Origin of the sequence: Rothia terrae, from assembly GCF_014705925.2 — a bacterium.
Lineage (GTDB): Bacteria > Actinomycetota > Actinomycetes > Actinomycetales > Micrococcaceae > Rothia > Rothia terrae.
This window is the reverse complement of record NZ_CP061539.1, coordinates 2,140,892-2,165,512: the sequence shown is the minus strand read 5'-3', so window position 1 is coordinate 2,165,512 and position 24,621 is coordinate 2,140,892. Positions and strand designations below refer to the sequence as shown.

General features: G+C 52.9%; 24 protein-coding genes and 1 pseudogene. 15 read left to right on the top strand and 10 right to left on the bottom strand.

The annotated features are described in order from the left end of the window. Window positions 1–136 precede the first annotated feature (136 nt). On the top strand, window positions 137–1,990 hold the full coding sequence (locus IDM49_RS09905) for a phosphoenolpyruvate carboxykinase (GTP) (RefSeq protein ID WP_190724381.1): 1,854 nt from the start codon (window positions 137–139) through the stop codon (window positions 1,988–1,990). Window positions 1,991–2,449: 459 nt separating this feature from the next. After that, window positions 2,450–3,277 (top strand): annotated as a pseudogene (locus IDM49_RS12300) (ATP-binding cassette domain-containing protein). A 78-nt stretch (window positions 3,278–3,355) separates the two neighbouring features. Here IDM49_RS12300 and IDM49_RS09890 read toward each other — a convergent pair. Next, the gene (locus IDM49_RS09890; RefSeq protein WP_168614198.1) at window positions 3,356–3,724 is read right to left on the bottom strand and encodes a hypothetical protein; all 369 of its coding nucleotides are present in this window, start codon (window positions 3,722–3,724) and stop codon (window positions 3,356–3,358) included. Window positions 3,725–3,988: 264 nt separating this feature from the next. Between IDM49_RS09890 and IDM49_RS09885 the strand changes: the two genes are divergently transcribed. Both IDM49_RS09885 and IDM49_RS09880 read left to right on the top strand, forming a co-directional pair. Further along, on the top strand, window positions 3,989–4,465 hold the full coding sequence (locus tag IDM49_RS09885; protein ID WP_168614199.1) for an RrF2 family transcriptional regulator: 477 nt from the start codon (window positions 3,989–3,991) through the stop codon (window positions 4,463–4,465). Between the two features lie 113 nt (window positions 4,466–4,578). Next, window positions 4,579–5,766, top strand: coding sequence for a globin domain-containing protein (locus IDM49_RS09880; RefSeq protein ID WP_168614200.1), 1,188 nt, complete (start codon window positions 4,579–4,581; stop codon window positions 5,764–5,766). A gap of 212 nt (window positions 5,767–5,978) precedes the next feature. Here the strand turns inward: IDM49_RS09880 and IDM49_RS09875 are convergent, their stop codons facing one another. Further along, a complete protein-coding gene (locus IDM49_RS09875) occupies window positions 5,979–6,518 on the bottom strand; it encodes a hypothetical protein (protein WP_190724378.1) in 540 nt (179 codons plus the stop codon). Between the two features lie 156 nt (window positions 6,519–6,674). Between IDM49_RS09875 and IDM49_RS09870 the strand changes: the two genes are divergently transcribed. After that, window positions 6,675–7,475: a sulfite exporter TauE/SafE family protein gene (locus IDM49_RS09870; RefSeq protein ID WP_190724377.1), complete on the top strand. Its 801-nt coding sequence runs from the start codon at window positions 6,675–6,677 to the stop codon at window positions 7,473–7,475. 127 nt (window positions 7,476–7,602) lie between these two features. Here IDM49_RS09870 and IDM49_RS09865 read toward each other — a convergent pair whose 3' ends face one another. Continuing rightward, on the bottom strand, window positions 7,603–9,006 hold the full coding sequence (locus IDM49_RS09865; protein ID WP_168614202.1) for a phosphomannomutase/phosphoglucomutase: 1,404 nt from the start codon (window positions 9,004–9,006) through the stop codon (window positions 7,603–7,605). Window positions 9,007–9,132: 126 nt separating this feature from the next. Between IDM49_RS09865 and manA the strand changes: the two genes are divergently transcribed. Beyond that, on the top strand, window positions 9,133–10,314 hold the full coding sequence (gene manA / locus IDM49_RS09860; RefSeq protein WP_190724376.1) for a mannose-6-phosphate isomerase, class I: 1,182 nt from the start codon (window positions 9,133–9,135) through the stop codon (window positions 10,312–10,314). Between the two features lie 68 nt (window positions 10,315–10,382). Here the strand turns inward: manA and IDM49_RS09855 are convergent, their stop codons facing one another. Continuing rightward, window positions 10,383–10,610 carry a sulfurtransferase TusA family protein gene (locus IDM49_RS09855; RefSeq protein ID WP_168614204.1) on the bottom strand — a complete coding sequence of 76 codons (228 nt, stop codon included), beginning with the start codon at window positions 10,608–10,610 and terminating at the stop codon, window positions 10,383–10,385. A 27-nt stretch (window positions 10,611–10,637) separates the two neighbouring features. Beyond that, the gene (locus IDM49_RS09850) at window positions 10,638–11,684 is read right to left on the bottom strand and encodes a YeeE/YedE family protein (RefSeq protein ID WP_190724375.1); all 1,047 of its coding nucleotides are present in this window, start codon (window positions 11,682–11,684) and stop codon (window positions 10,638–10,640) included. A gap of 185 nt (window positions 11,685–11,869) precedes the next feature. Here IDM49_RS09850 and IDM49_RS09845 point away from each other — a divergent pair, with 185 nt between their 5' ends. Continuing rightward, the gene (locus IDM49_RS09845; RefSeq protein WP_168614206.1) at window positions 11,870–12,139 is read left to right on the top strand and encodes an ACT domain-containing protein; all 270 of its coding nucleotides are present in this window, start codon (window positions 11,870–11,872) and stop codon (window positions 12,137–12,139) included. 13 nt (window positions 12,140–12,152) lie between these two features. Then, on the top strand, window positions 12,153–13,517 hold the full coding sequence (locus tag IDM49_RS09840) for a PFL family protein (RefSeq protein WP_190724374.1): 1,365 nt from the start codon (window positions 12,153–12,155) through the stop codon (window positions 13,515–13,517). A gap of 218 nt (window positions 13,518–13,735) precedes the next feature. Here the strand turns inward: IDM49_RS09840 and IDM49_RS09835 are convergent, their stop codons facing one another. Then, complete coding sequence (locus tag IDM49_RS09835; protein ID WP_228008082.1) at window positions 13,736–14,173, bottom strand: YczE/YyaS/YitT family protein; 438 nt, start codon at window positions 14,171–14,173, stop codon at window positions 13,736–13,738. A 335-nt stretch (window positions 14,174–14,508) separates the two neighbouring features. On the opposite strand from IDM49_RS09835, the gene nrdD reads away from it, so the two are divergent. Both nrdD and nrdG read left to right on the top strand, forming a co-directional pair. Then, a complete protein-coding gene (nrdD, locus tag IDM49_RS09830; protein WP_190724373.1) occupies window positions 14,509–16,431 on the top strand; it encodes an anaerobic ribonucleoside-triphosphate reductase in 1,923 nt (640 codons plus the stop codon). After that, a complete protein-coding gene (gene nrdG, locus IDM49_RS09825) occupies window positions 16,316–17,083 on the top strand; it encodes an anaerobic ribonucleoside-triphosphate reductase activating protein (RefSeq protein ID WP_322745982.1) in 768 nt (255 codons plus the stop codon). The genes nrdD and nrdG overlap by 116 nt, the downstream gene beginning before the upstream one ends. A 14-nt stretch (window positions 17,084–17,097) precedes the next feature. Here nrdG and IDM49_RS09820 read toward each other — a convergent pair whose 3' ends face one another. The 3 genes from IDM49_RS09820 to tmk are packed head-to-tail and all read right to left on the bottom strand — an operon-like array spanning window position 17,098 to window position 20,438. Continuing rightward, window positions 17,098–18,489: a S41 family peptidase gene (locus tag IDM49_RS09820; protein ID WP_190724371.1), complete on the bottom strand. Its 1,392-nt coding sequence runs from the start codon at window positions 18,487–18,489 to the stop codon at window positions 17,098–17,100. Window positions 18,490–18,498: 9 nt separating this feature from the next. Next, window positions 18,499–19,653 carry a DNA polymerase III subunit delta' gene (locus IDM49_RS09815; RefSeq protein WP_190724370.1) on the bottom strand — a complete coding sequence of 385 codons (1,155 nt, stop codon included), beginning with the start codon at window positions 19,651–19,653 and terminating at the stop codon, window positions 18,499–18,501. Next, window positions 19,650–20,438, bottom strand: a complete 789-nt coding sequence (gene tmk, locus IDM49_RS09810) for a dTMP kinase (protein ID WP_228008081.1) — start codon at window positions 20,436–20,438, stop codon at window positions 19,650–19,652. The genes IDM49_RS09815 and tmk overlap by 4 nt, the downstream gene beginning before the upstream one ends. Before the next feature lie 25 nt (window positions 20,439–20,463). On the opposite strand from tmk, the gene IDM49_RS09805 reads away from it, so the two are divergent. The 5 genes from IDM49_RS09805 to IDM49_RS12425 all read left to right on the top strand — a co-directional run bounded on the left by IDM49_RS09805 (window position 20,464) and on the right by IDM49_RS12425 (window position 23,746). Continuing rightward, the gene (locus IDM49_RS09805; RefSeq protein WP_190724369.1) at window positions 20,464–21,663 is read left to right on the top strand and encodes a trans-sulfuration enzyme family protein; all 1,200 of its coding nucleotides are present in this window, start codon (window positions 20,464–20,466) and stop codon (window positions 21,661–21,663) included. A 16-nt stretch (window positions 21,664–21,679) separates the two neighbouring features. After that, window positions 21,680–21,997 (top strand): DUF2516 family protein, encoded by a 318-nt coding sequence (locus IDM49_RS09800; protein WP_190724368.1) that lies wholly within the window; start codon window positions 21,680–21,682, stop codon window positions 21,995–21,997. Between the two features lie 172 nt (window positions 21,998–22,169). After that, window positions 22,170–22,910, top strand: a complete 741-nt coding sequence (locus tag IDM49_RS09795) for a phosphoglyceromutase (RefSeq protein ID WP_168614215.1) — start codon at window positions 22,170–22,172, stop codon at window positions 22,908–22,910. Between the two features lie 186 nt (window positions 22,911–23,096). Continuing rightward, entirely contained in the window at window positions 23,097–23,612 is a 516-nt protein-coding gene (locus IDM49_RS09790; protein ID WP_190725482.1) for a trypsin-like serine protease, read from the top strand. Further along, entirely contained in the window at window positions 23,612–23,746 is a 135-nt protein-coding gene (locus IDM49_RS12425) for a hypothetical protein (RefSeq protein WP_343947464.1), read from the top strand. Before IDM49_RS09790 ends, IDM49_RS12425 begins: the two co-directional genes overlap by 1 nt. Before the next feature lie 139 nt (window positions 23,747–23,885). Here IDM49_RS12425 and phoU read toward each other — a convergent pair whose 3' ends face one another. After that, window positions 23,886–24,536, bottom strand: coding sequence for a phosphate signaling complex protein PhoU (gene phoU / locus IDM49_RS09780; protein WP_168614216.1), 651 nt, complete (start codon window positions 24,534–24,536; stop codon window positions 23,886–23,888). Window positions 24,537–24,621 lie beyond the last annotated feature (85 nt).

Here is a 24,621-nt window from a genome sequence, read left to right as displayed (position 1 = left end):
ATCGTTGAGGTTTCTAGCGCGTTTTTTCGTTCCCGGGCTTGGTAGACCGGTGAGCGACTATGAGGTTTTACGGAAGCGTCAAATAGTTCAGTACAGCGTAGTGCTGAAATATGGAGCAACAAAGGGGAAACGTCAGATGACTGACATTTCAATGGCAACCGCTTTGACAGCAGAAGCTGAGCAGAGCATCAATAATGCACCGACCAACTACACTGAGCTTGTTCAGTGGGTGCGCGAGATCGCAGAGCTAACGCAGCCGGATCGCATTGTGTGGGCTGACGGTTCCCAAGAGGAGTATGACCGTCTTGCTGGCGAGTTGGTGGATGCGGGTACGTTTGTACGTTTGAGCGACCACGAGTTCCCGAATTCTTACGCAGCGTTTTCAGACCCGGACGATGTTGCCCGCGTCGAAGAGCGCACTTTTATCTGCTCGCAGACCGCTGAGGGAGCTGGCCCTACCAATAACTGGCGCGACCCCGCTGAGATGAAGCAGACCATGACCAAGCTGTACCGCGGTTGTATGCGCGGTCGCACCATGTACGTGATTCCTTTTGTCATGGGCTCACTGGATGCTAAAGACCCCAAGTACGGCGTTGAGATCACCGACTCCGCCTACGTTGTCTGCTCAATGCGCATCATGGCAACCATCGGTACCGATGTTCTTGAGAAGATGAGCAAGACTAACGCTTTCTTTGTCAAGGCGTTGCACTCTGTGGGTGCTCCCTTGGCTGAGGGGCAAGAGGATGTTCCGTGGCCTTGCAACCTCGAGAAGTACATTGTCCAGTTCCCTGAAACCCGTGAAATCTGGTCTTTCGGATCGGGCTACGGCGGTAACGCACTGCTGGGTAAGAAGTGCTACGCGTTGCGTATCGCATCTGCACTTGCCCACGATGAGGGCTGGATGGCAGAACACATGCTGGTTCTCAAAGTCACCAATCCCGCAGGTAAGAGCCGCTACGTTTCAGCAGCTTTCCCCTCGGCATGCGGTAAAACCAACTTCGCCATGATGGAACCGGCAATCGATGGCTGGAAGGCCGAGATGATTGGTGATGACATCGCGTGGATTCGCTTTGACGAGAACAATAAGGCTCGCGTTGTTAACCCCGAGGCGGGTCTCTTTGGTGTTGCCCCCGGTACCGGCTGGCCCACCAACCCTAACGCTATGCGTGCTATCGCTGAAGGCAACACTATTTTCACCAATGTTGCGCTCACCGATGACGGCAGCGTCTGGTGGGAGGGTAAGACCGATGAGGTTCCCGAACATCTGATTGACTGGCAGGGTAATGACTGGACCCCTGAGTCAGGACGTCCGGCAGCTCATCCCAACTCGCGTTTCTGCACCCCTATCTCCCAGGTAGATATGCTCGCTGAAGAGTACTACGCACCTGAGGGTGTTCCGTTGGATGCGATTATCTTCGGCGGGCGTCGCAAGACCACCGTGCCTTTGGTGTCTGAGGCTAAGAGCTGGGAGCACGGTGTGTTCCAGGGCGTTACCCTCTCGTCGGAAACCACCGCTGCCGCAAAGGGCGCGGTTGGCGTAGTGCGTCGCGATCCCATGGCGATGCTTCCGTTCATCGGTTACAACGCCGGCGATTACTTCCAGCACTGGCTTGATCTTGGTCAGAAGTACGGTGCCGAAAACATGCCTAAGATTTACTACGTCAACTGGTTCCGTCGCACCGCTGACGGCGGCTTTGCATGGCCGGGCTTCGGCGAGAACTCACGCGTGGTCAAGTGGATCTTTGATCGTCTAGAAGGCACTGCCGAAGGTGAAGAGACCTTCGTGGGTACGGTTCCGGGTAAGGATGATCTTGATGTATCGGGCTTGGAAATCTCTGACGAAGAGCTCAAGGCTGCACTGAATGTTTCAGCAGGCGAATGGGCACAGGAGCTTCCTGGTATCGACCAGTGGCTTGCAACCTTCGGTGACAAACTGCCTCCGGCTCTCAAGGACCAGCGCGACATTCTTGCGAGAAGCATCCAGCAGTAAGTTGATGTAGCACCTGCTGAGTCAAAGCGGCATCCGAGGACATCGGGTGCCGCTTTTGCGTGCTCAGGTAACTCGCAAACGTAGACCTAAATGTCGTCTGACCTGCGAGGAGAAAAGAAATAGAGTTTATGGAGGGCGCCATCTCTGCCGGGGTGTAAAGTTACGTGTTGCTACGCGTCTGTTTGTGCGCAAACTCTGCAGGTTTATTTTCTTTAATGCCCCTAGTGAAAAAGCTAATTTTTCTCGCGGGCAGCTGCTATCTTAGACAAGATTGTCTGTGGCTATTTTTTCTTATACATTCTAATTACTAAAACTTATGGTGCTCTCGGTGGAATTTATAGTGATAACAAATCATTAATGAAACTAACTAAAACTCTTAAATGAGGTAACAACCTCACCGACGCAGAGAGTTCGTACCGTTGGGTCTAGGGCAGTAGGCCTTGAAGGAGAGATCAAGAAGTGAACAATTTGCTCAGCATTCGAGGGCTGACAAAATCACACGGTCACACCCGTGCGCTTCGCGGCGTTGATTTTGACGTTGATCGCGGAGAAGTTATTGGGCTTCTGGGTGAAAACGGTGCGGGCAAATCTACCCTCATTTCTATTCTCGGAGGCTACAACGTACCTGATAGCGGTATGATGACGATTGCTGGCGAGCGCTACGTTGCTGAAACTCCTGAAGAGGCAATGGCTGTTGGTATCGGTTCTATTCGCCAGAAATTCAAGGTTGACCCTGAGCTGACTGTAGTTCAGGCAATTTTCCGTGCGTCCTACCACGTCAATAAGCCCGCCGAAGAGTAGCGTGAGCGCGCCCTGGAGCTTCTGGGCCGCGTAAACCTTGATATCGACCCGGACGCTAAAATGGGCGATCAAACGAACGAAGCTGGTTTTGTGCATGAGGTTTCCGCTCTGCGTGATGTGGTGAGCCAGGTGCAGCGTCTGCGCATCAAGACCACCAATATTCAGGGAGAAATCGGTAACTTATCCGGTGGCGACCAGCAGAAGGTGGCGCTTGCCCGCGGGATGATCACCGAGTGCGACTTGTTGATTTTGAACCATCCCACGCGTGGCATTGACGTCGGTGCGCGTAGCGATACCTACGATATGCTCAAGAACCTTGCCGCTAACGGCACCTCAATTATGATTATTGGTTCTGAGATGAGCGAACTCGTAGAGCTGTGCCATCGCATTGCCGTGATGCGAGACGGTCAGATTGTCTCCATTCAGAACAATAAAGAGGCCAACGAAGACACCTTGATGGAAGATGTTCTGGGCGAGCAGATTTAAATAAAAATCCCGTGCTGAATAATCAGCACGGGATTTTTGTATCTGTACTTGAGTGGTAAAGGGTTACCTTTGGGCCAATTACAGGGAGATACGTGAAGAAATCGCGTTTAGCTTGTGGCGCGCCAGTGCGAGGTTAGCGGTGTTGCGATCAAGCACGATGTAGACGAACAGGCCTGAGGTTTCGGTGGTGTTCAGTACGTTGATGAGGTGGTACTGGTTGCCCAGGGTGATCATGATGTCTTCGATCTTCTGATCAAGACCGAGATCGTTCATGGTCTTGAGCTTTGCGCGGACAACGTTGGAGTTGCCTGCTGCTGCAACGGTGAGGTCGAAACCGGGGTTACCTGATGATGCAAGAGCCATGCCTGATGAAATATCTACCAGAGCTGCGCCGGTTGCGCCTTCAATCTGCAAAAGTTCCTGGATTGAATTATCGAGCTGCGACACCGGGATAATCCTTTCTTCTAGTGGGTAAGAACATGACGCAATACGAGATAGAAAAAATGATCGTAGCGTCCTACGCCTGTGCATCTTACCGCCTAGTAGCCTAGGCTTAGGAGTCGATTTGACCCTATGCGGGTATATGTGTGGAGGAAAAACACAACAGTGAAAGAATGTAAGCAATGTTACTCATCTGGGGTATGTGGTAATCCCAAAGGTAAAACTATTCTTATGTATGGAACTATCCATTCGAGAGGAAATCTATAGCGTATGAGGCTTACTGCTTTTTCTGATGTCTCACTGCGCGTGCTGATGCTCCTGGCTGGGGTAGATGGGCAAGAGCGCCTCTCGACTCAGATGATTGCCGAGGGCGTGGGTACGCCCTATAACCACGTGGCGAAGTCTGTTGCATTTTTGGCAGGACGCGGCTGGGTAGAAGCTACCCGCGGTCGTGCCGGGGGCGTCGTGCTTTCTGAAAAAGGACGCGCCGCTACTATTGGTGCTGTTTTGAGGGCAACAGAGGGCGACACGGCTATGGTCGAGTGTGAAACTCCCGGCGGTCACTCTGCGTGTCCTATGAATCAGTCCTGTCAGTTGCGTGGCATCTTGGCTCGTGCACGCGAGGCTTTTTTCACCTCTCTTGACGGCATAGTCATTGCTGAATTGCCTAATCAGAAGCAAATGGGGCCGGTTTTCGTGGAACTCGGTCTTGGCCCGCTCGAAAAGCGTTTGCCGCTGGCATCCTAAGTAAATCCGCTTTCTGACCACAAGAAAGCGGATATTTCTTAAAACAAAATATTGCATTTCATATGCTAAATTGGGTTTTGGTTTATTAGACAGAGTGTCACTAAGGAGACATTGTGCTATCTGAAAAGTCACGCCCCGTCATCGAGGCAACGCTTCCCGTTATTGCAGAACGCATTAACTTCATCACCCCCGAGTTCTACAAGCGTATGTTCGCAGCGCGTCCCGACCTCATGGACGGCATGTTCTCACGCTCATCACAGCTCGAAGGTACCCAGCCCCGCGCACTGGCAGGCTCAATCGCTGTCTTCGCATCATGGCTGGTGGAAAACCCTAACTCATACCCCGACGAAGTACTCTCACGCGTCGCCCACAAGCACGCTTCACTGGGCCTCAAAGAAGAGGAATACCCCACCGTTTACAAGTACCTCTTCGAAGCAATCGCAGCAGATCTCGGCGACGCTTGCACCGCAGAAGTAGCAGAAGCATGGACCGAAGTTTACTGGCTCATGGCAGATGCCCTCATCAAACTTGAAAAGGGCCTCTACGCTCAGCAGGCAAACGACGTTATGCAGTCAGAATTCAAGCTCGTCAAGCGCGTCGAATCAGGCGAAGGTGTCATCGACGTAACCTTCGAACCTGCTGATGACACCCCCATGACCGATGCTGTTGCGGGTCAGTACATCTCCATCATCGCCAAGGCAAAGGACGGCCTGCGTCAGCCTCGCCAGTTCACTCTGCTTCCGTCAGAGAAGAACCAGCGTCGCGTAGCTATCAAGCTTGATCCCGAAGGCGAAATGACCGAGATCCTGCACGGCCTTAAAGAAGGCGACACCGTAGAAATTTCAAACCCCTACGGCGATGTCACCCTCGGCGCATTCGGCGACGATGAGTCAGCACCTCTGTACCTCTTCAGCGCAGGCATCGGCGTAACTCCCATGCTCGCATTCGTCTCAGAACTCGCTGAAAAGGGCTCAGAACGCGAAGTTGTAGCGGTACACGGCGACCGTTCAAACGACTCATGGCCGCTCAAGGACGACTACAAGGCCGCTGTAGAGAAGCTGAAGAACGGCAAGCTCATCACCTTCCTCGGTGAAGAAGGCCAGGGCGACTTCTTTGGCCGCGTAGACGTTGCAAAGATCGATGTACCCTCCAACGCGTCCGTTTACCTCTGCGGCCCTCTGCCCTTCATGCAGGACGTCCGCTCAGCACTCGTTGAGGCAGGCGTCCCCGGCAAACAGATTCAGTACGAAATCTTCGGCCCCGACCAGTGGATGCTCCACGACCAGGCACGCGCATCCTAACCGCGTAGCTGTGGCTGAAGAATAACTGAATAAAAAGATGTGCCGCGGGCACGCAGAAGAGCTTGATGTGTTGTGCTTATCTGCGTGCCCGCGGTCTTTTAATACCGTGATTTCTGATGCAAAGAGACATATTCAGAAGGCCCCAAAACCTGCGCTTGTCTTTGAGATATCCCTACGAATAATCCACAAAGAGACTTCTTATCGCCGAACGACTAGTGACGTTTGATGCGAGTAGTAATCTCCCAGAGAAGAACAACTGTGGCACCTATAAGTATTGGTACCAGAGGCGGATCAAAACATAACTCATAGAAGAATCCCATCCCGTGAGGGCGTACCAGTAGCAACACAATCGCTATAACTAATGGGATGCAGGCTGCATAGAGCATCTTGAGCGAAAACCACCTATTTTTGGCATAGGCACTTTGCCATTGCTCATCTGAGTCAGTAGGCAACAAACCCGAATTTTGGTTTTTCACAACTAGTGAACTCGTTGAATATAAACCAAGTAACGGTACAGCTACCCAACCGAAAGCACGAGCGAACGATACCGTCTGCCCGTCAACTTCTACAGTTGTGTTGAATTGTCCTGCTACAAACAGTGCGCATGCCAGCGCAATCACTATTCCTAAAGCAGTATTGCGAGCTCTCACGAAATTAGGGGACGGCGGAAGCGGTTCAGGACGCCCCACAGTGTTTGTAGGGTCGTTGGCTTCCCACGGGTTCAGCTGTGGTTTCTCGGGCGACTGGTTCATAGTGTTTCTTTCAACGCTGTTCTCACCCACAGCTTACGGTGTTTCCTTCTTGAGACGTCATAAATGGGAGTTATTTTTCCTCTGTATTACGCGCAGTAGCGGTGAAGGTTTTACATTAGAAAAAACGATTGCACGGCAAAATTTGAGTAGGTACGGATGGACGCGGGAACACTACTGCAGGCTCTTGCCATCATGACGGCAGGCTTCGGGGCTGGCTTTATCAACGTAATCGTGGGTTCAGGAACGCTCATTACCTTCCCGATTTTGCTGATGTTTGGCTTCCCGGCGTTAACCGCCAATATGTCTAACAGCATCGGTTTGGTTGCAGGCAATCTCTCCGGGGTGTGGGGCTATCGTCGTGAAATCGCAGCTCAGAAGAAACTGGCCTTAAAACTCCTTCCCGCGTCTATTGTGGGCGGAGCTACCGGCGCGCTGTTGCTGTTAGTTTTACCCTCCAGCGTCTTCGATCTTGCCGTGCCACTGCTTATTCTGCTGGGAATCATCATGGTGGCGATCACCCCGTGGGTACAACGTCGCACCGCTGAAAAGCTGGGAACCTCGCATCCGCACCCCGCGCTATCGTCTACGCCTATCGCGGTGAAGCGTCCCATTCTTACCTGGATTGTTGTCTTTTTGCTGGGCGTGTACGGAGGTTACTTTGGTGCTGCGCAAGGGGTGTTGATGGTCGGAGCCTTGGGCATGATGCTCGCGATTACACTGCAAACTCTCAACGCACTCAAGAATTTTCTGTGCTCTGCGGTGAACCTTTTGGCCGCTTTTATCTTTATCTCGTGTGCTTCGGAGCTCATCGATTGGACGGTTGTCATTATCATCGCGGTCGGCTCCACTCTCGGCGGGCTCGTGGGGGCTAAGGTCGGACGCAAGCTACCGGCGCCCGTCCTTCGCGTCGTTATTATTACGGTGGGAACCATCGCGCTGATCAACATGCTGGTGTAGCTGGGTCTTCGTACACTGATTCTCTCCACGTACATCGATAATCGGTGTACGCAGAGAAATCCGGTGTACAAAACCGCCCGGCGAGATATTCTCACCGGGCGGTTTAGAATCAGGTCAACGCGTCAAATTAGGCGCGCACGAGAGCCAGAATCTGGTCGCGTACACGTTCCATGGTGGATGCGGCCGGCGCCTCAAGGTTCAAACGCAAGAAAGGCTCGGTATTTGACGGACGCAGGTTAGCCCACCAGCCTTCTTCGGTGTGAGTGAAGGTGGTGCCGTCTGAATCTTCAACGGTCACGGGCTGATCAGCAAAAGCTTCGCGTACGCGGTCAACAGCTGCCTTTTTGTCTTCAATTTCTGAATTGATCTCGCCGGATGCGACGTAGGGCGAGTACTTTGCGCCGAGTTCGCTGAGCGGGGTGTCAACTTCACCGAGTGCTGCCAGAACGTGCATGGCCGCGAGCATACCGGTGTCTGCGTTGAAGAAGTCTTTGAAGTAGTAGTGAGCTGAGTGCTCGCCGCCGAAGACACCGTTTTCTGATGCCATGACAGCCTTGATGAAGGAGTGGCCTACGCGGGTCTTGACTGCGCGTCCGCCGAGCTTTTCAACGAGTTCGGGTACAGCCTTTGAGGTGATCAGGTTGTAGATGATGACGGGTTCGTTGTTGCCTTCGGCCTTTGCGCGTGCAATTTCGCGTTCAGCTACCAAAGCGGTGATAGCTGAGGGGGTAACGGGCTCGCCCTTTTCATCGATGACGAAGCAGCGGTCAGCATCGCCATCGAATGCCAAACCAATGTCTGCGCCGTGCTCAACTACGGCCTTTTGCAGGTCAACGAGGTTTGCAGGCTCCAGCGGGTTTGCGGGGTGGTTGGGGAAGGTACCGTCCAGCTCGAAGTACACGGGAACGATTTCTAGCGGCAAGGCGGGCAGGATTTCATCGCCCAAAACTGCGGGGGTGGTCATGCCGCCCATGCCGTTGCCCGCATCCACTACAACTTTGAGTTTGCGGATGCCGCTTAGGTCAACGAGGTTACGCAGGTACTGTGCGTAATCTTTGAGAATGTCGCGCTCGGTAACGGTGCCGGTTGCGTCAACAGCGGGAATCTCACCGTCATTGAGGTACTTCTGCGCAAGGTCGCGGATGTCGTACAGGCCTGTTTCAGATGAAACCGGAACAGCTCCTGCTTTAGCCATCTTCATGCCGTTGTATTCTGCGGGGTTATGCGACGCCGTGAAGGTGACGCCCGCAGCATTTTCAACACCGCATGCAAAGTAGAGTTCGTCGGTTGAAATCAAACCGATTTTTTCAACGTTTGCACCGCGAGCAGTTGCACCGGCTGCAAAAGCGTCCATGAATTCGGGGGATGAGGGGCGCATATCGCCGCCGACCAGAACGGTCTTTCCCGCTAGTTCCATGACGTCAACGAAAGCGGCGCCGGTTGCGCGTACGGTTTCAGCGGTAATGGTCTGCCCAACGATACCGCGAACATCATACGCTTTAAAAGAAGTATTCAAATCTACAGTGCTCATAAATATTGATTCTATCGGTGCATATAAGGTTTGCTCGGGTAAAGCACACTATTATGGTGATAAACACGCCTTTTTCAAGGTGCTTAAATATGATTGAGAACTCACGTCTATGATTGGATTAAAGCTATGGGTGAATTGTTTCGACTGAATAATCCAATTCAAAATTATGCGTGGGGTTCTCACACTGTTTTAGCGCAGATGCGAGGTGTTCCAGCGCCTACGGATCAGCCTGAGGCTGAGGTGTGGGTTGGTGCGCATCCTTCGGCACCTTCTGTTGCTGAGTATGCCGGTGATTCCACGGCATTGAATGTTTTGGTCGAGAATAATCCTGATACTTTTTTGGGTAAAAACCGCTCGTGCGATACTTTCCCGTATCTTTTTAAGATTCTTGCTATTGATGCTCCGTTGTCTATTCAGGTTCACCCGACCGATGAGCAGGCGCAGGCTGGTTTTGCCGACGAAAACGCGCGCGGCATTGCTTTGGATGCGCCGCATCGTAATTACAAGGATCAGTTTTCTAAGCCTGAGACCGTTATCGCTGTTTCTGATGTAAAGATTTTGACGGGTGTGCGTGATTCTGCGCAGCTTGAAGAGCTTGCTGTCGCGTTTGACGCTGGTTGGCTCAAAGGCTTACTGCCGGTCAAGGATGCTAAGGCACTGCTGACCAGCATCCTGCGTTTGGACCAGCAAGCAGCGCAAAAAGCAATGAACGACTTACTGCGCGCATCCGTTGAGATTATGCAGGTGCAGGATGCCAGTGAGCTGGTGCGAAAAGCGGCTGAGCTGGTGCAACTGGTGAGCCTCAAGCATCCCGGCGATCAGGGTCTGCTCGTTGCTTTTGTCATGAATTTTATTGAACTTTCCCCGGGTGATTCTGCCTTTACTCCCGATGGGCAGGTGCATGCCTACGTTGAGGGTACCGCTATTGAGCTGATGAACCCGTCAGATAACGTGATGCGAGCCGGTCTTACTCCTAAGCACATTGATACTGAAGAGCTTATTAAGGTGCTGGCAACGGATCAGGATGCCCCCACGATTAAGCGCGCTCAGCCCGTGAACGAGAGTACCGGCGTGTATGCCATGTGGGATGAGCGTCTGAGCGTGACCCGTATTCGCGTTGAAAATCAGCCTGTGGACTATACGTTTGAGGGCACTTCTACTTTGCTGAGTGTCGGGGGCAACGTTACCGTGTCTACCGGTGATGAAAGTTTTGAGGTCACCGGTACCGAGTCAGTGATGCACATCGGTGAGCCTGTAACTACAAGAATTTCAGGATGCGGCGAGCTCTACATCGCCACGCATCGCTAAGCTATCGCGCACAAAGGGCGGTCGAAAACTTTCAACGTTTTCGACCGCCCTTTGTGCTCTTTCAATGCTTACGCCTTGATAACGGTGATGCTCCATTCAGCGGGGCCGCGCTTGCGAAAGTCTTTGGTGCCGTAACCGCTTTCGGCCGCCCAGCGCGGGATAGCTTCGGTGCCCTGGGTGCAGTCAAAGTTGATGACGAGCTCGTCGCCGGGATTCATTTCTTCCATAGCTGCCTTAGCTTCTTGGACGGGAAAGGGACAGACCAAGCCGTCGGTTTCAAGTACACGCTGTGCCATGAGTGTTTTCCTTATCTTTCAGAATTTTTAGGATGCTGCGGGGTTGCCAACTTTACGCGGCATGATGAAGATTTTGGCGGCGGCGCCGGTGCCCAGAATCATTGCGATGAGACCGATCCAGCCCTGCCAGGAGAACATGGAGGTTTCAACGAGGCCGTTGCCGATGGTGCATCCGCCAGCCCAGGAAGCGCCCCAGCCCATGAGGGCACCGCCAATAATCGATTTAACAATGGTCTTTGAATCGGGGACGCGAACCTTGAATTCGCCACTGGCTTTAGCGGCAATGAATGACCCTACTAGAATGCCGAGCACTAAGAATACGCCCCAGTCAACGAGTTCTACGTTGCCGGTAGTGAGGTAGCCTGCGATGTTAGAGCTAGGGCCGGTGATGCCCAGTCCCCATTTGCGTCCTGCGACCCAGCTCAGCGGCCAGGCGGCAAGAGCAATCAGACCAATCAAGATAGCGGTGATATAGGGGTTCCACGCTTTTTCAAAGAGTAGGTGCGCAACACCGGTCTTTTCAGGAGGCAAAGTCGCCATTGGCAACTTAGGACGCGTGAGGTTACGGTAGGTCCACCAGCCGGTTACTGCCAATAAGACAGCTACCAGCACCCACGCTGAAATACCGAGTGACTGGTAGATCGTCGCATTTTCCGTGACACCCCAGTTGCGGACAAAAGCGGTGCTCTGCGCAAAAGGGCCAGTCTTGAACATTGCTGCAAAAAGTGCGTAGAAAATCAAAGCAAACCAAGAACCCACGAGGCCTTCACCTGCACGATAATAGGTGCCTGTCGCGCATCCGCCAGCCATCAAAATACCGAAGCCAAAGATGAACCCGCCGGCAATAGTCGCAAACGGCGCAAACGCGCTTGCAACAGAGTCGGTGGGAAGAATTCCAAAGGTATTGAAGGCAGCAAGCCCAATAGCTTGCACAGAAATCGCTACAAAGAGAGCGGCGAGCCACCAAGAATTTTTAGAGACCCACACATCTCGAAAGGCGCCAGTAATGCAAAAGCGCCCGCGCTGTAGCACGAAACCAAAGGCAGCGCCAACTAACAAACCGGTAATAAGCATGCGTCCACCCTAGTCATCTCTTTCAGTCTCTGACTAGGCAACAGTCATAAAACTCAACAGTTGTGAGCTGCATCCTCTAAAGTGCACCGTCCACCATAGAAACAAAAGTGGCGGGGGAGCGGTGTGTTCTGCTTATCATGGTTGTATATGCAAGCAATCGTTTTTCAATGAGGAAGAAAGTGACCATGAAAATTATCTTGACCGTGACCGGCCTGGATCACACCGGTATCGTGGGCGCTGTGGCAACCGAGCTCACCCGACAGGACGTTAACATCGAAAACGTCTCGCAGTCACTGATGGACGAATACTTCACCATGATTATGCAGTGTTCATTTGACGAGAACACTCAGAACCTGGCTGATTTGCAGGATGCGATGAAGAAGGTTGGTGAGGCACAGAAGGTTAAGGTGCGCATCCAGTCTGAGGACATCTTCAAAGCGATGCACTCGCTGTAAGGAGGGCATCACTGTGTTGACTGATTCAAACGCAAATATTCTTGAAACTATTCAGATGATCGAGGAAGACAAACTCGACATCCGAACCGTGACCATGGGCATTTCTCTTTTGGATTGTGCCGATTCTGACGGTGAAAAAGCGCGTCAGAAGATTTACGACAAAATTACCTCTCGTGCCGAAAAGCTAGTTGAGGTGTGCGCTGGTATTGAAGCTGAGCTGGGAATCCCGATTATTAATAAGCGTATTTCGGTAACTCCGATTGCTTTGGTGGCGGGTGCTTCAAGCGACACCGATTATGTTGAGTTCGCAAAGACGTTAGACGCTGCAGCAAAGGCTGTGGACGTGAACTTTATCGGTGGGTTTTCAGCGCTGGTTGATAAGGGCGCAACTCCTGCCGATGAGATTTTGATGTCTTCGATTCCGCGCGCGCTCTGTGAGACTGACGTGGTGTGCTCATCGGTGAATATCGGCTCATCGCGTGCCGGTATTAACATGAGCGCGGTTAAGCGTATGGGAGAGGTTATTCGCGAAACCGCAGATCTTTCCGCTGACCAGCACGGTTTTGGGTGCTCTAAGCTGGTTGTCTTTGCTAATGCTGTGAGCGATAACCCCTTCATGGCGGGCGCTTTTCACGGTGTGCAGGAGGCTGACACCGTGATTTCGGTAGGTGTTTCTGGCCCCGGTGTTATCAAGCGTGCGCTGGAGAAAGTGCGCGGTGAAAGCTTTGACGAGTGCGCAGAGGCTATCAAAAAGGCGGCGTTTAAGGTCACCCGCATGGGCCAGTTGGTTGGAACGATGGCGGCAAAGCGTCTAGGCGTTGAGTTCGGTATCGTTGACCTCTCGCTGGCACCAACCGCTGAGGTTGGTGACTCCGTTGCGCACGTCCTAGAAGAAATGGGCCTTGAAACCGTTGGCACACACGGTACTGTGGCGGCGCTTGCCTTGCTGAACGACGCGGTGAAGAAGGGCGGCCTGATGGCATGCTCGCACGTGGGCGGTCTGTCGGGCTCCTTCATCCCGATTTCAGAAGATATCGGTATGATCGCATCCGCAGCGGCTGGCAAAATCAGCTTGGATAAGCTTGAAGCGATGACGGCGATCTGCTCCGTTGGTCTGGACATGGTGGCAATTCCCGGTGGCACTACCGCGTCCACTATTTCAGCCATGATTGCAGACGAGGCCGCTATTGGCGTGATGAACCACAAGACTACCGCGGTTCGCTTGATTCCTGCCGTGGGTCTTGAAATTGGTGACATGGTGGAGTTCGGCGGTTTGCTAGGACGCGCGCCGGTTATGCCCGCTCACTCACCGAGTGCTGAGGCTTTTATCGCACGTACCGGCCGTATTCCTTCACCCGTGCATGGCTTTAGAAACTAGTCGTTGAACGGCAAACTCAAAAGGTGGCATCTTCACTGAGAAGGTGCCACCTTTTTACATGGTGAAGTTTTAGTGCGGGATGCGGGTTTTAGGTTCTAATCGCACGGTGACTTTGGGAAGAAAATAGCCGATGATGGGGGCCAACCGTGAGCGAAAGCAAAATGGTTCCCGGGCCGAATTGTCCGCCCATGAGTATGCCGATAATGACAACGGTAACTTCAAGGACTGTGCGGATGATTCCGGCAGGTTTCCCGGTGATGCGCATGAGCCCCGTCATCAGACCGTCTCTTGGTCCTGATCCAAACTGAGCCGATATATAGCGCGTCAAAGAAACTAAAAGCAAGAATTGCAAGAATGACGTAGGCCCACTGCATTGGGAGGTTGCTCGGGGCAGGAATAAAACGCAGTGCGATATCAGCGGAAATTCCGACCAGAACGGCGTTAGCGATAGTTCCGAGACCCGGCATTTCTTTCAGCGGAATCCACAGTAACAGCACCACAAAAGACGTGATGACGGTTAGTGCGCCGTAGCTTAACCCTGTTTTCTCAACTAGACCTAGGGTGAGCACATCCCAGCTCATAGCACCGAGACCCGATTCAATGATGAGTGCGCATGAGAAACCGAACCCTATCAGACCGATGAAAAGCTGAGGCAAGCGAATGGCTAGTTTGCCGGCTTTTAGTTGTTGGAGCGGTGTGATATGCGCTAGCGGTGCTGGGGTACTTTGGGGTATGAGGTTATCTTAGCCCTCAGATGTTCGTGGTCTGCAACGAGTGGGGTGAATATGACGCGCCGTCTGTTAGCTCGTAAAAAATTTGCTGTCAGTTTTGCTTTACACAGCAAATACGCGCTCGCGGGTTTTCGCATCAAGACAAGCTAAAGGTTTGTTGTACCTAGAGAACCTCAATCAACGCGTAGACATTCTGTGGCTAAAGCCCAGAAACGGTAAAAATACTATATCTAGTGGTTGAAATTTAAGGAGTCCACTAGATGTTGTTGAAAAAATCAGGTGCTATCGAAGCGGCTATTGAGAATCTCCGGGCGGGTGATAGCGCTATTGTGCACGAGAACGCCAATAAAGATGCCACTGTTTTCAACACCCAGCGTGATCTCACAGCGGGTGCGGTTGCCAAAGCGTACGCGCTAACTCGTATGCTTCCGGGCGAGATTGCCCAGGCACACTTAGACGGTGATATCCATTTTCATGACCTGGATTATTCTCCTTTTGAGCCGATGACGAACTGCTGCCTTATCGATATCGCAGGCATGCTCTCTGGCGGGTTTACCATCGGTAACGCCCACGTCGAGTCACCAAAATCTATCCAGACCGCTACCGCGCAGATTGCCCAAATTATCGCTAACGTTGCGAGCTCCCAGTACGGCGGATGCTCCGTTGACCGTATCGACGAGGTTCTAGCCCCCTACGCCTCTCTCAACTACGAAAAGCATCTTGTAGAGGCATCCACATGGAGTATTTCCGATGCCGCAGGGTTCGCCACGGCTAAGACCGCCAAAGATATCTATGACGCTATGCAGTCCCTCGAGTACGAGGTCAACACTCTGTACTCCTCAAATGGCCAGACGCCATTCGTGACGCTCGGATTCGGAGTGGGCACAGGTGTGTGGGAGCGTGAGATTCAAAAAGCGATTTTGCAGGTGCGTTTGGACGGCATTGGGAGTGACGGGCACACGGCAATTTTCCCCAAGCTTGTCTTTGGCCTCAAACGCGGTACAAACCTTGAAGTTGCCGACCCCAATTACGACATCAAACAGCTTGCCCTGAAATGCTCCACCCAGCGCATGTATCCCGACGTTATTAATTATGAAAAGCTGATCGAGATTACCGGCAGCTATAAGACCCCTATGGGGTGCCGCTCCTTCTTGCAGGGCTGGACGGACGCATCAGGTGCTGAGGTTAACTCCGGACGCATGAACCTTGGGGTAGTGACTGTGAACCTGCCTCGTATTGCTCTTGAAACCGCAAGCGCGCAGGTTATTGCGGGACAGGCCGCGGCAGAAAATCTCAGTGATAAAGAACGTCAGCAAGCTATCGCTTCTTTCTGGCGTCTCTTCGAAGAACGCGTTGAGCTTGCCATGGGTGCCTTGCGCTACCGCGTTGAACGCTGCCGCGAAGCACTCATTGACAATGCACCCATTCTTTACAAACACGGCGCCTTTGGGATTCGCGCGAGCGAGGGGGAGAGCATCGACCAGTTCTTCGACAATGGGCGAGCCACCGCGTCCTTGGGCTATATCGGTATTTACGAAACCGTCGCGTTGTTCTTTGGCCCCGCGTGGGAGAAAAATGCGCAGGCAAAGCAGTTCAGCTTAGAAATTCTAGAACGTCTGAAAGCCAGCACCAGGCGTGAAAACCAGGCAAACGGGCCTTGGTATTCGGTGTACTCAACGCCATCAGAGTCACTGACTGATAGGTTCTGTCGCCTCGATAAGGAGCGTTTTGGGTCTGTCACCGATGTGACGGATAAGGACTACTACACCAACTCTTATCACCTCGATATCCGCAAGAATTACACGCCCTTTGAAAAATTGGAGTTTGAGAAGGACTACCCGGTCTACGCATCCGGCGGGTTTATTCACTACTGCGAGTACCCTCAGCTGACTCACAATACCCAAGCCCTAGAAGCTGTCTGGGATTTTGCCTACGACCGCGTAGCGTACCTGGGCACTAACACCCCGATTGATAAGTGCTACGAATGCTCGTTTGAAGGCGAGTTCGCCCCGACTGCCGACGGTTTTAGATGTCCCGACTGTGGCAACACCAATCCCGATACATGCGATGTCGTCAAGCGCACCTGCGGGTACCTGGGCAATCCGGTCAAGCGTCCTATGGTGCACGGGCGTCACACTGAAATCATTAATCGCGTCAAGCATATGGCGAAGGACGCGGGTTAGCTGCTCGGTGCTTTCCCGCCGAGAGACAACCGTTTTGGTGAGAGAAAAGATGAAATTACAAGAAATCACTGATGGCCCAAGAAGCCTTCCGCCCGTTGATGGTAGCTGGTCGTCGGCGCGCTTGAGCCGGTCAATGGTGGCGGACTACAAGCCGTTTACTTTCGTGGACGGCCCGGGCGTTCGGTGCGCTCTGTACGTCTCGGGCTGCCCTTTTCGCTGCGTGGGGTGCTATAACCAAGTTGCACAGAGCTTTCGCTACGGAAACCTCTACGCCCAGGAGATTGAAGACAGAATCTTGGAGGATCTTGCGAAACCGTATGTAGCCGGGCTGAGCCTGCTGGGAGGGGAACCCCTGCTCAATACGAGCGTGTGTTTACAGCTGGTGCGCAAGGTGCGTGAGCGACTGCCGACTAAAACCGTATGGGCGTGGACAGGCTACACCTGGGAGCAGCTGCAGGCATCCATGAGCGCGGGGCGAGAAGACCAGCTGGAACTCCTGCGTCACCTCGATGTTCTAGTGGACGGACCATTCATCCAGTCGCACTATAGCTCGAACCTGGCCTTCCGCGGTTCAAGCAACCAGCGCATCATAGATGTACCGGCCTCCTTGGATGCGGGTGAGCCAATTAAGCTGGTGGGCTATAGGCAGTAGAGAAGAAAAGTCACTTAGCTCAGTGGCTCTGCAACATCTGGTTCGATACCGAAATGCTCAACGGGAGAACCACCTTTCTCAAAGGTTATAGCGGTGCTAATACGAAGTGAAAGGTCTGGCCCTATGGGCACTGAGCGGGGACGTCCGCTACCACCACCGGTGCGTTCGCCGCGAACAGAAACGTGGGAAAGCCCCTTCAACCCAAGGATAAAATCTTCTGTTGCACTGTATGTCATGGAGTCAATCAGAATCTCGAGTGTTCCGAGCCATCGCGCGTTTGAAGAAGGACAAGTGTACCGAGCGAATACTGGTCCGAGATGTCCGCATCCGTCAGTGAATGAGGCTGAACCAATCTGCGTTTTTTCACGCAAGAAAAGGGACTGAAGTTCGCGCGCTAATACTATACTTCCACCCACGTTGCCTCGGAGATCTAGAAGCATATGTGAATATTCTGAGGAGCTTGCGCAGACGTCTTTAAAGAGAGATAAAAGCCCCGGCACAGGTGAAAAAGAGCGTAGCCCTATATAGGTAATACAATCATCCATCTGAATGACGTCAACTATATCCCTGAGAATGAGTTGTTGCGGATTCTCATCCCACGAAATCTGTTGAGAACCGTTCGGGCTAAAAGCGGTAAATCGTTGATAATCATGGTTTACCGTTAATGCTTTTCTAGCAGCTATCTGACGGTATTGCTGAGGTGTAGCACCAGTTGTCGTAAGCCAACGCAGGGAATCTTCGACTCTAACCGTCCACCCGGGTGCTACACCTGCTTGGTCAGCATCACTGTTGAAAGGCACCCTATCCAGAATGATGCCCGTTTCATAGAGACGGCCTCTGTAAGGAGGGACAAATCCCGAGAAACGATTTTCGATGATTGATGTGTGTGCATCCTGCAATTGAGCAATTAATTTCTGCGCCCAATACTTGAATTCATTCCAATCCTTTGGGGCAGGTTCATCAAACTGTTTGGCCCACTGCACGGGGTTAATCTTTCGTAGCTCGAAAGAGGGAAAAGTATTGAGAACTTCATCGCGTATTAAATATGCAGCTTCTTGCGTAGTACACGGAGGGCTGTATTCCACCGAGTTTTTATCAGTACGAGCAAGAGTGTGCAAAAGACTAAACGTTTGAAGTGCATCGTCTTCATTGTCTGCATACGAAATTAGAGCTTTTGTACCCGGAGACCACTCTAATTCTGCGGCATCCATACCTTGGTGACGAGGTCGAAAAATCCAACGCGGAGCATAAGCGGGTGGTTTTTGAAAATAAACTTCGCATCCGAAAACAGTCGAGAACTCTTCTACTTCAAGCTCAAGTAAAGTACGTATGTCTTCACTGATGAGCTGATGAGGGATATCTAGATAAAGCTCTTTTCCTTGTAAGACCTTCTTGAACTTACACATGATGATGCTCTACCGCTTCATCAGCGCTGTCATCATTGCCTCGAACATGAGCCGTGCGCTGGCGTTCGTGGTGATGCGGCGTCGGGTAACCGCGATGGTGTCAAGGTGTGCCAGCGTTGTTTCGGGGCGGGTATCACCCGCGTACTGCGTGAGTTGCTGCGCAAGATGCGCGTTCACCAACTGCGCGCCTGTCCCCAGCTGAAGGGTGAGCACATCGCGGTAAAACGTCTGCAAATCCACCAAAAAACGGTCGAGCGTATCGGTTTGAATACGGCGTGCTCGGCGTTTTTGATCCTCTTCAAGCTGACGAACTTGAGCTCGCATCGCCGGAGTAACGCGCTCGCCTTCAGCAATGCCTAAAGCGTCGCGGAGTGCCTGCAATTCGGCTTCGTTGCGGGAGGACGCGTCCGCGTCGGCTTCTTCTTCAGCAATGGTAATCAGGCGGTCGGCTGCGCCAATTGCTGCTGATACTGAGCGCAGACGCAAAGGAATACCCACTACCTCTTCGCGGCGTGCGCGGGCGTCGGCGGCATCGGTGCTGGTAGACAGGCGCAAAGCGGTTTCAATGTTGCCTTGAGAAAGTCGTGCGGCGTGTTCAGCGAGTGCCGGCTCAACTCCGTGCCGGGTAATCAGCAAAGATGCGATATCAGCAACCGGGGGAATCCTCAGCTTTACCGGTCGGCAGCGTGAGCGGATAGTGATGAGAACGTCGGATGCGCTCGGTGAAGTGAGCAACCAGATGGTATGGGGTGGTGGCTCTTCGATTGCTTTGAGCAGCACATTGGAGGTTCTCTCCGGCATACGGTTTGTATCTTCGAGAATGATGACGCGCCAGCGTCCTACGGAGGGACGGTCCTGCGCGCGGGTGACTAGTTCGCGGGCTTCTTCAATTTTGATGCTCACGTTTTGAGTTCGAAAACGCGTGAGGTCGGCGTGGCTGCCGCCGAGCACGGTGGTGCAGGACTTACACTGCCCGCATCCGCGATCGGCGGGGTTGGGCTGGTCGCACAAAAGAGCGGCAGCGAAGGCGAGTGCCGCGTCCTCGCGTCCTGAACCTGCGGGGCCGCTAAAAAGCCAGGCATGAGTGGGGGTGTCTAGAGCGGCGGCGCGGCGCAACTGCTCAACTACGGCGCCCTGGCCGATCAGGGATTCCCACACGCTCATTCTTGCTCCTGAAGTTTAGTGTGCACGGCTGATAGTACTTGGGCATGAACTTCGGCGATGCTTCCAGTGCCATCGATGACGGCGTATCGTTCAGGGTTCTGAGCCGCAAGGGTACTAAAGGTCTGGTGGAGAACAGTGTGGAACGTATCGGGCTCTGATTCCATGCGGTCAGCTGCCCCGCGAGCATCGGTGCGCGCGCGTCCTGCATCCAACGGAATATCCAACAAAATGGTGAGATCGGGGGTGAGGTTCTCGGTTGCCCACAGGCTCAAATTGACTACGTTTTCGATGCCCAGTTGGCGTCCTGCGCCCTGATAGGCGGCAGAAGAATCAATGTAGCGATCGCATAGAACGATGCCGCCGCGCTCTAGCGTAGGTTGAATCAGCTGGTGAGCCAGTGCCGCGCGAGACGCCGCAAAAATAAGAGCCTCAGTGTGGGCGTCCACCTCGCCGTGACCGTGTTCGAGCACGAGGGAGCGAAGCTTCTCGCCAATATCTGTGCCGCCGGGCTCGCGGGTAACGACGATATCAGGATGCGTGTTCTTCAGGGCCTCAGCGAGTAGCTTAACCTGCGTTGATTTACCCGAGCCGTCACCGCCTTCAAAGACGATAAAGAGTCCGGGGTAGTCACGGTTGTCTGCGGTGTTTGGTTCAAAGTTGAGCGCGTTGTTCACGCTGTTAAGGGTATCAAGAACAGGCGAGGACGCTGCGCCCGGGTTTTGTTGCCGTGGCTTCGTTACTCGGCCTGCCGCATGAACATTTATTGAGCTTTCATCGCATTGCACACGCTACCTGTCTTACAGTAAATACATGAGTGAACAGAATAATCTTGAGAACAACCTATCCCCGCAGACGCGCGTCGTTGCCGGTGGGCGTCCTGCGCACGTTGAAAATGCGCCGGTGAACCCGCCCATTACGATGTCTTCGACCTTCTATCAGCTGGGTAGTTCTGATATCAACACCTACGCCCGTTTTTCTAACGATAGTTGGGACGGTCTTGAAGCGGTTATCGCTGATCTTGAAGGTGCCACCTTGCCGGGATTGGTGTTTGCCTCAGGTATGGCTGCGATTGCTGCGGTTCAAGATCTTGTGCCTGTTGGCTCTACCATTTTGATGCCAGCCCACACTTACATGGCATCTGTTACTTTGGCTAAGAATCTTGAGGCTCGCGGTATTGCCAAGCTGGTGCGTTTAGACCTTGAGAATACTGAGTCTGTGATTGCTGAGCTTGAGGCTGCGGCTGCTGAACGCGGTACGACGCCTGAGAACGTTAACTACGCGGCGCCGAAGGTGCTTCTCTGGATGGAAAGCCCCACCAATCCCATGCTCGAGGTGGGTGACTTGCCCGCGATTTTGAGTGCCGCAAAGCGTCTTGGAATTGTCAGTGCCGTTGATAATACGTTCGCTACTCCGCTGGGTCAGCAGCCGCTGACTCTCGGTGCAGATGTTGTTGTTCATTCAGCGACCAAGTCGATTGCCGGTCACTCCGATGTGTTGTTGGGTATTGCGGTGACTTCTCACGAGGTTTTGCGCGCGGCAATGCACGCGCATCGCACGACGAACGGCGCAATTGCCGGTCCTTTTGAGGCGTGGCTGGGCCTTCGCGGTGTGCGTACCATGGCGCTTCGCGTCAAACAGGCATCTGACTCTGCACTGGTGTTGGCGCGGCGTTTGAGCGAGCATCCGGCGGTTCGCGCTGTGCGTTACCCCGGTCTTGAAAGCGATCCGGGCTATGAACGTGCGGCCGCGCAGATGAATCTTTTCGGGTCGGTTCTGTCTATCACCCTCGATGCGGATGCCGCGCAAACCGATGAGGTCGTTAAAGCTTTGAAGATTTGGACGCCGGCAACTAGCTTGGGCGGTGTGGAATCTCTAGTGGAGCGTCGTCGTCGTCACGGTGCTGAGCCGCACTCTATCCCTGAGTCCCTGTTGCGTCTGTCCGTGGGCATTGAAGATGTTGAGGATCTCTACGCTGACCTCACCCGCGCACTTTCGGTACTGGGCAAGTAAACGGTAGATTAGTTCTGTGAGTCCTCTTCTTCTTATTTACTATGTTCAGCTAGTTGTTGAGTTCGCAATGGCCGCAATTTTTTGTGGCATGGGAGTTTATGCCTTCATTGAGGCTTTGCGAGCTACCGATTACGCGTACGAGTCAGCTTTTAAGCGCACCAAGAAATTCTGGATGGCAGTAACCGGTGCAAGTGCTGTAGCGCTTGTGCTGAATCTTTTGATGGTTGCTCGAATCGGTCATTCGTCGCTGTTTATTACGCTGATTGCAGCGACCGCTGCCGGTGTGTTTTTAGCGGACGTCCGCCCCGCTGTGGCTGTGCGCCGCCGCCGCTAGCGTCCTTTATTTTTAGTAGCTTTACCCCGTGTGAAATCGCCATGGTGGGTATGTTTTATACTCCAAACGGCAATTTCGGGCGGGGTAAGTCTTTTTAAAACGTGTGGCGTTTGTTTGGATTTAAGGTTGGTTTTACTTCCATTGTGTGGGGTTTCAGTGAGATAATGAGTCCATGACTTATAAATTAGTATTGCTCCGTCACGGACAGTCAGACTGGAACGAAAAGAACCTTTTCACCGGTTGGGTAGATGTTGCACTCACCGAAAAGGGCCAGGCAGAAGCTAAGCGAGGTGGCGAGCTTCTCAAGGAGCGCGGCATCCTTCCCGATGTTGTACACACTTCACTGCAGCGTCGCGCTATTAACACCGCTAACCTGGCGCTGGATGCAGCAGACCGCCTGTGGATTCCCGTAAAGCGCAACTGGCGCTTGAACGAGCGCCACTACGGTGCGCTTCAGGGCAAGGACAAGGCTGAGACCCTTGAGAAGTACGGTGAAGAGCAGTTCATGACTTGGCGTCGCTCATACGACGTGCCACCTCCTGCTATCGATGACAACGATGAGTTCTCACAGGCTAACGATCCTCGTTACGCTGACATTGAGAACGCTCCTCGCACCGAGTGCTTGAAGGACGTTCTTGAGCGCATGCTTCCTTACTGGGAGTCAGACATCAAGCCCGATCTCGAGTCAGGCAAGACCGTTCTGGTTGCTGCACACGGTAACTCACTGCGTGCACTGGTTAAGAACCTCGAAGGCATCTCAGACGATGACATCGTAGGGGTTAACATTCCTACCGGTATTCCGTTGTACTACGAGCTGGACGAGAACTTCAAGCCCACCAAGGCTGGCGAGTACCTTGACCCCGAGGCAGCTAAGGAAGCCATCAAGGCTGTTGCTAACCAGGGTAAGAAGTAAGGCGTAGAGCTTTTTATCTCAAAAGCAGTGTCTCTCATTTTCTCCAGTGAAAATGAGAGACACTGCTTTTTTATTGTGTTGAGGTGCGTTCCTAGTTCTATAATTTGAGAATGGTTCTCAATAATTCAATACATAAAAGTTCCTTTGCCCGCAAAACATTAGCGATGAGCACCAGCGTCCTTCGCCATCACCGGCGGCGAAAAGACTAATTCGCCCTATATCGTTCAACTGGTTATTCCCCAAGACGAGGGCAAAAAGCCAACCCGTTGCACGGGAACGGCTCTCAACGCCGAGTGGGTGCTCACCGCTGCGCACTGCACCGAGGATGCGAAGACTCCCGACGGTATCTCCGTTTTCTACTCCAATGACAAGCAGAACCCGGGGCAGGCTATCTCTTCTCAGAATTACGTGGAGTCAAATGATGCCGACTTAGCTTTGATCCGTCTGAGTGCCTCTCACAAGTTGCCGAACTATGCACGGCTCGCCAAGAACCACAAATTCACCGCTGGCCAGACTGGATTTATCTACGGTTACGGACGCGGGTTTGAGGGAAAAACAATGGACTGGTTGCGTCGTGCGCAGGTGGAGCAGGTGTATACCGGTCACGATAGGTACTGGAATACTGTTACAAGCTCAAAGGCATTGATGGAATATCGAACCACGGAGATTCCGGTGGACCTTTCTTCGTCAACGACCAGTTAGTGGGTGTCAACGTGACGGGCTCTCATGTTGCAGATTTCTACCCGAACGAGGTATCCGGAAGTATGCAGTTAGCGCCGTTCGTGCCGTGGATTGAGCGCACTGCCGGCGTGAAGGCTCTTGAGTTTGAGAGGTAGGGAAAGAGGCTCCCACAAACTTCAGCTGGTGCCGGAAAAGGTGCGCTGAATTTTCTTGAGATATAGCTCAGGGGCGGTAGGTCGTAACCTGCCACCCCTGAGTGTTTATCGATGAACCGCTACAGAATTAGCGTCGTGCTTATGAAAGCGTGTTCCAGTCGCCGGTGACCAAGTAGGTTACCTTGCGTGCTACAGAAACGCCGTGGTCACCGAATCGTTCGAGGTAGCGGGAGGCAAGGGTGACATCTATTGTTACCTGGGCGTTGTGGCCCCACTCTTCAGCTGCTAGAGCGTCAAAGACACTCTGGTGTAGTTCATTGATGCGGATCTTAGCGGTTGAAATAGCATCAACGTACGCGAGGTCGCGAGTCTCAAGAAGCTGGATAACGTTCTTGATGATTTTCTTGTCGCATTCAATGATTTCTTCAAAAATCGGCACGATGGAATCTGGCAGTGCTTTGTCGGGAAAACGCATACGAGCGATTTGGGCAACGTGGCGGGCAAGATCGCCCATACGCTCCAGCGAAGAGCTCATGCGCAGGGTTCCCACAATCATGCGCAGGTCGGATGCGACGGGACCCTGCAAAGCGAGAATGTCGATAGAACGCTCGTCCAACTGGTTTTGCAAAAAGTCGATGCGGGCGTCATTTGAGATAACTTCTTCTGCCTCTTGAACATCAGCGTTGAGGAACGATGAGCTGGCCTGGATGAGAGCTTGCTCTACCAGGGTTGCAATCTGGGTGAGTTCTTCGTTGACGTGTTGGAGTTCTGTCTGAAAGACTTTGCGCACGGTTTCAAGCGTCCTTTCATGAAGGTTTTTCTTAAGGAGCATTTTGTGTACAAAAATGCTCAGCATCTCATACCGATTTTTGCAG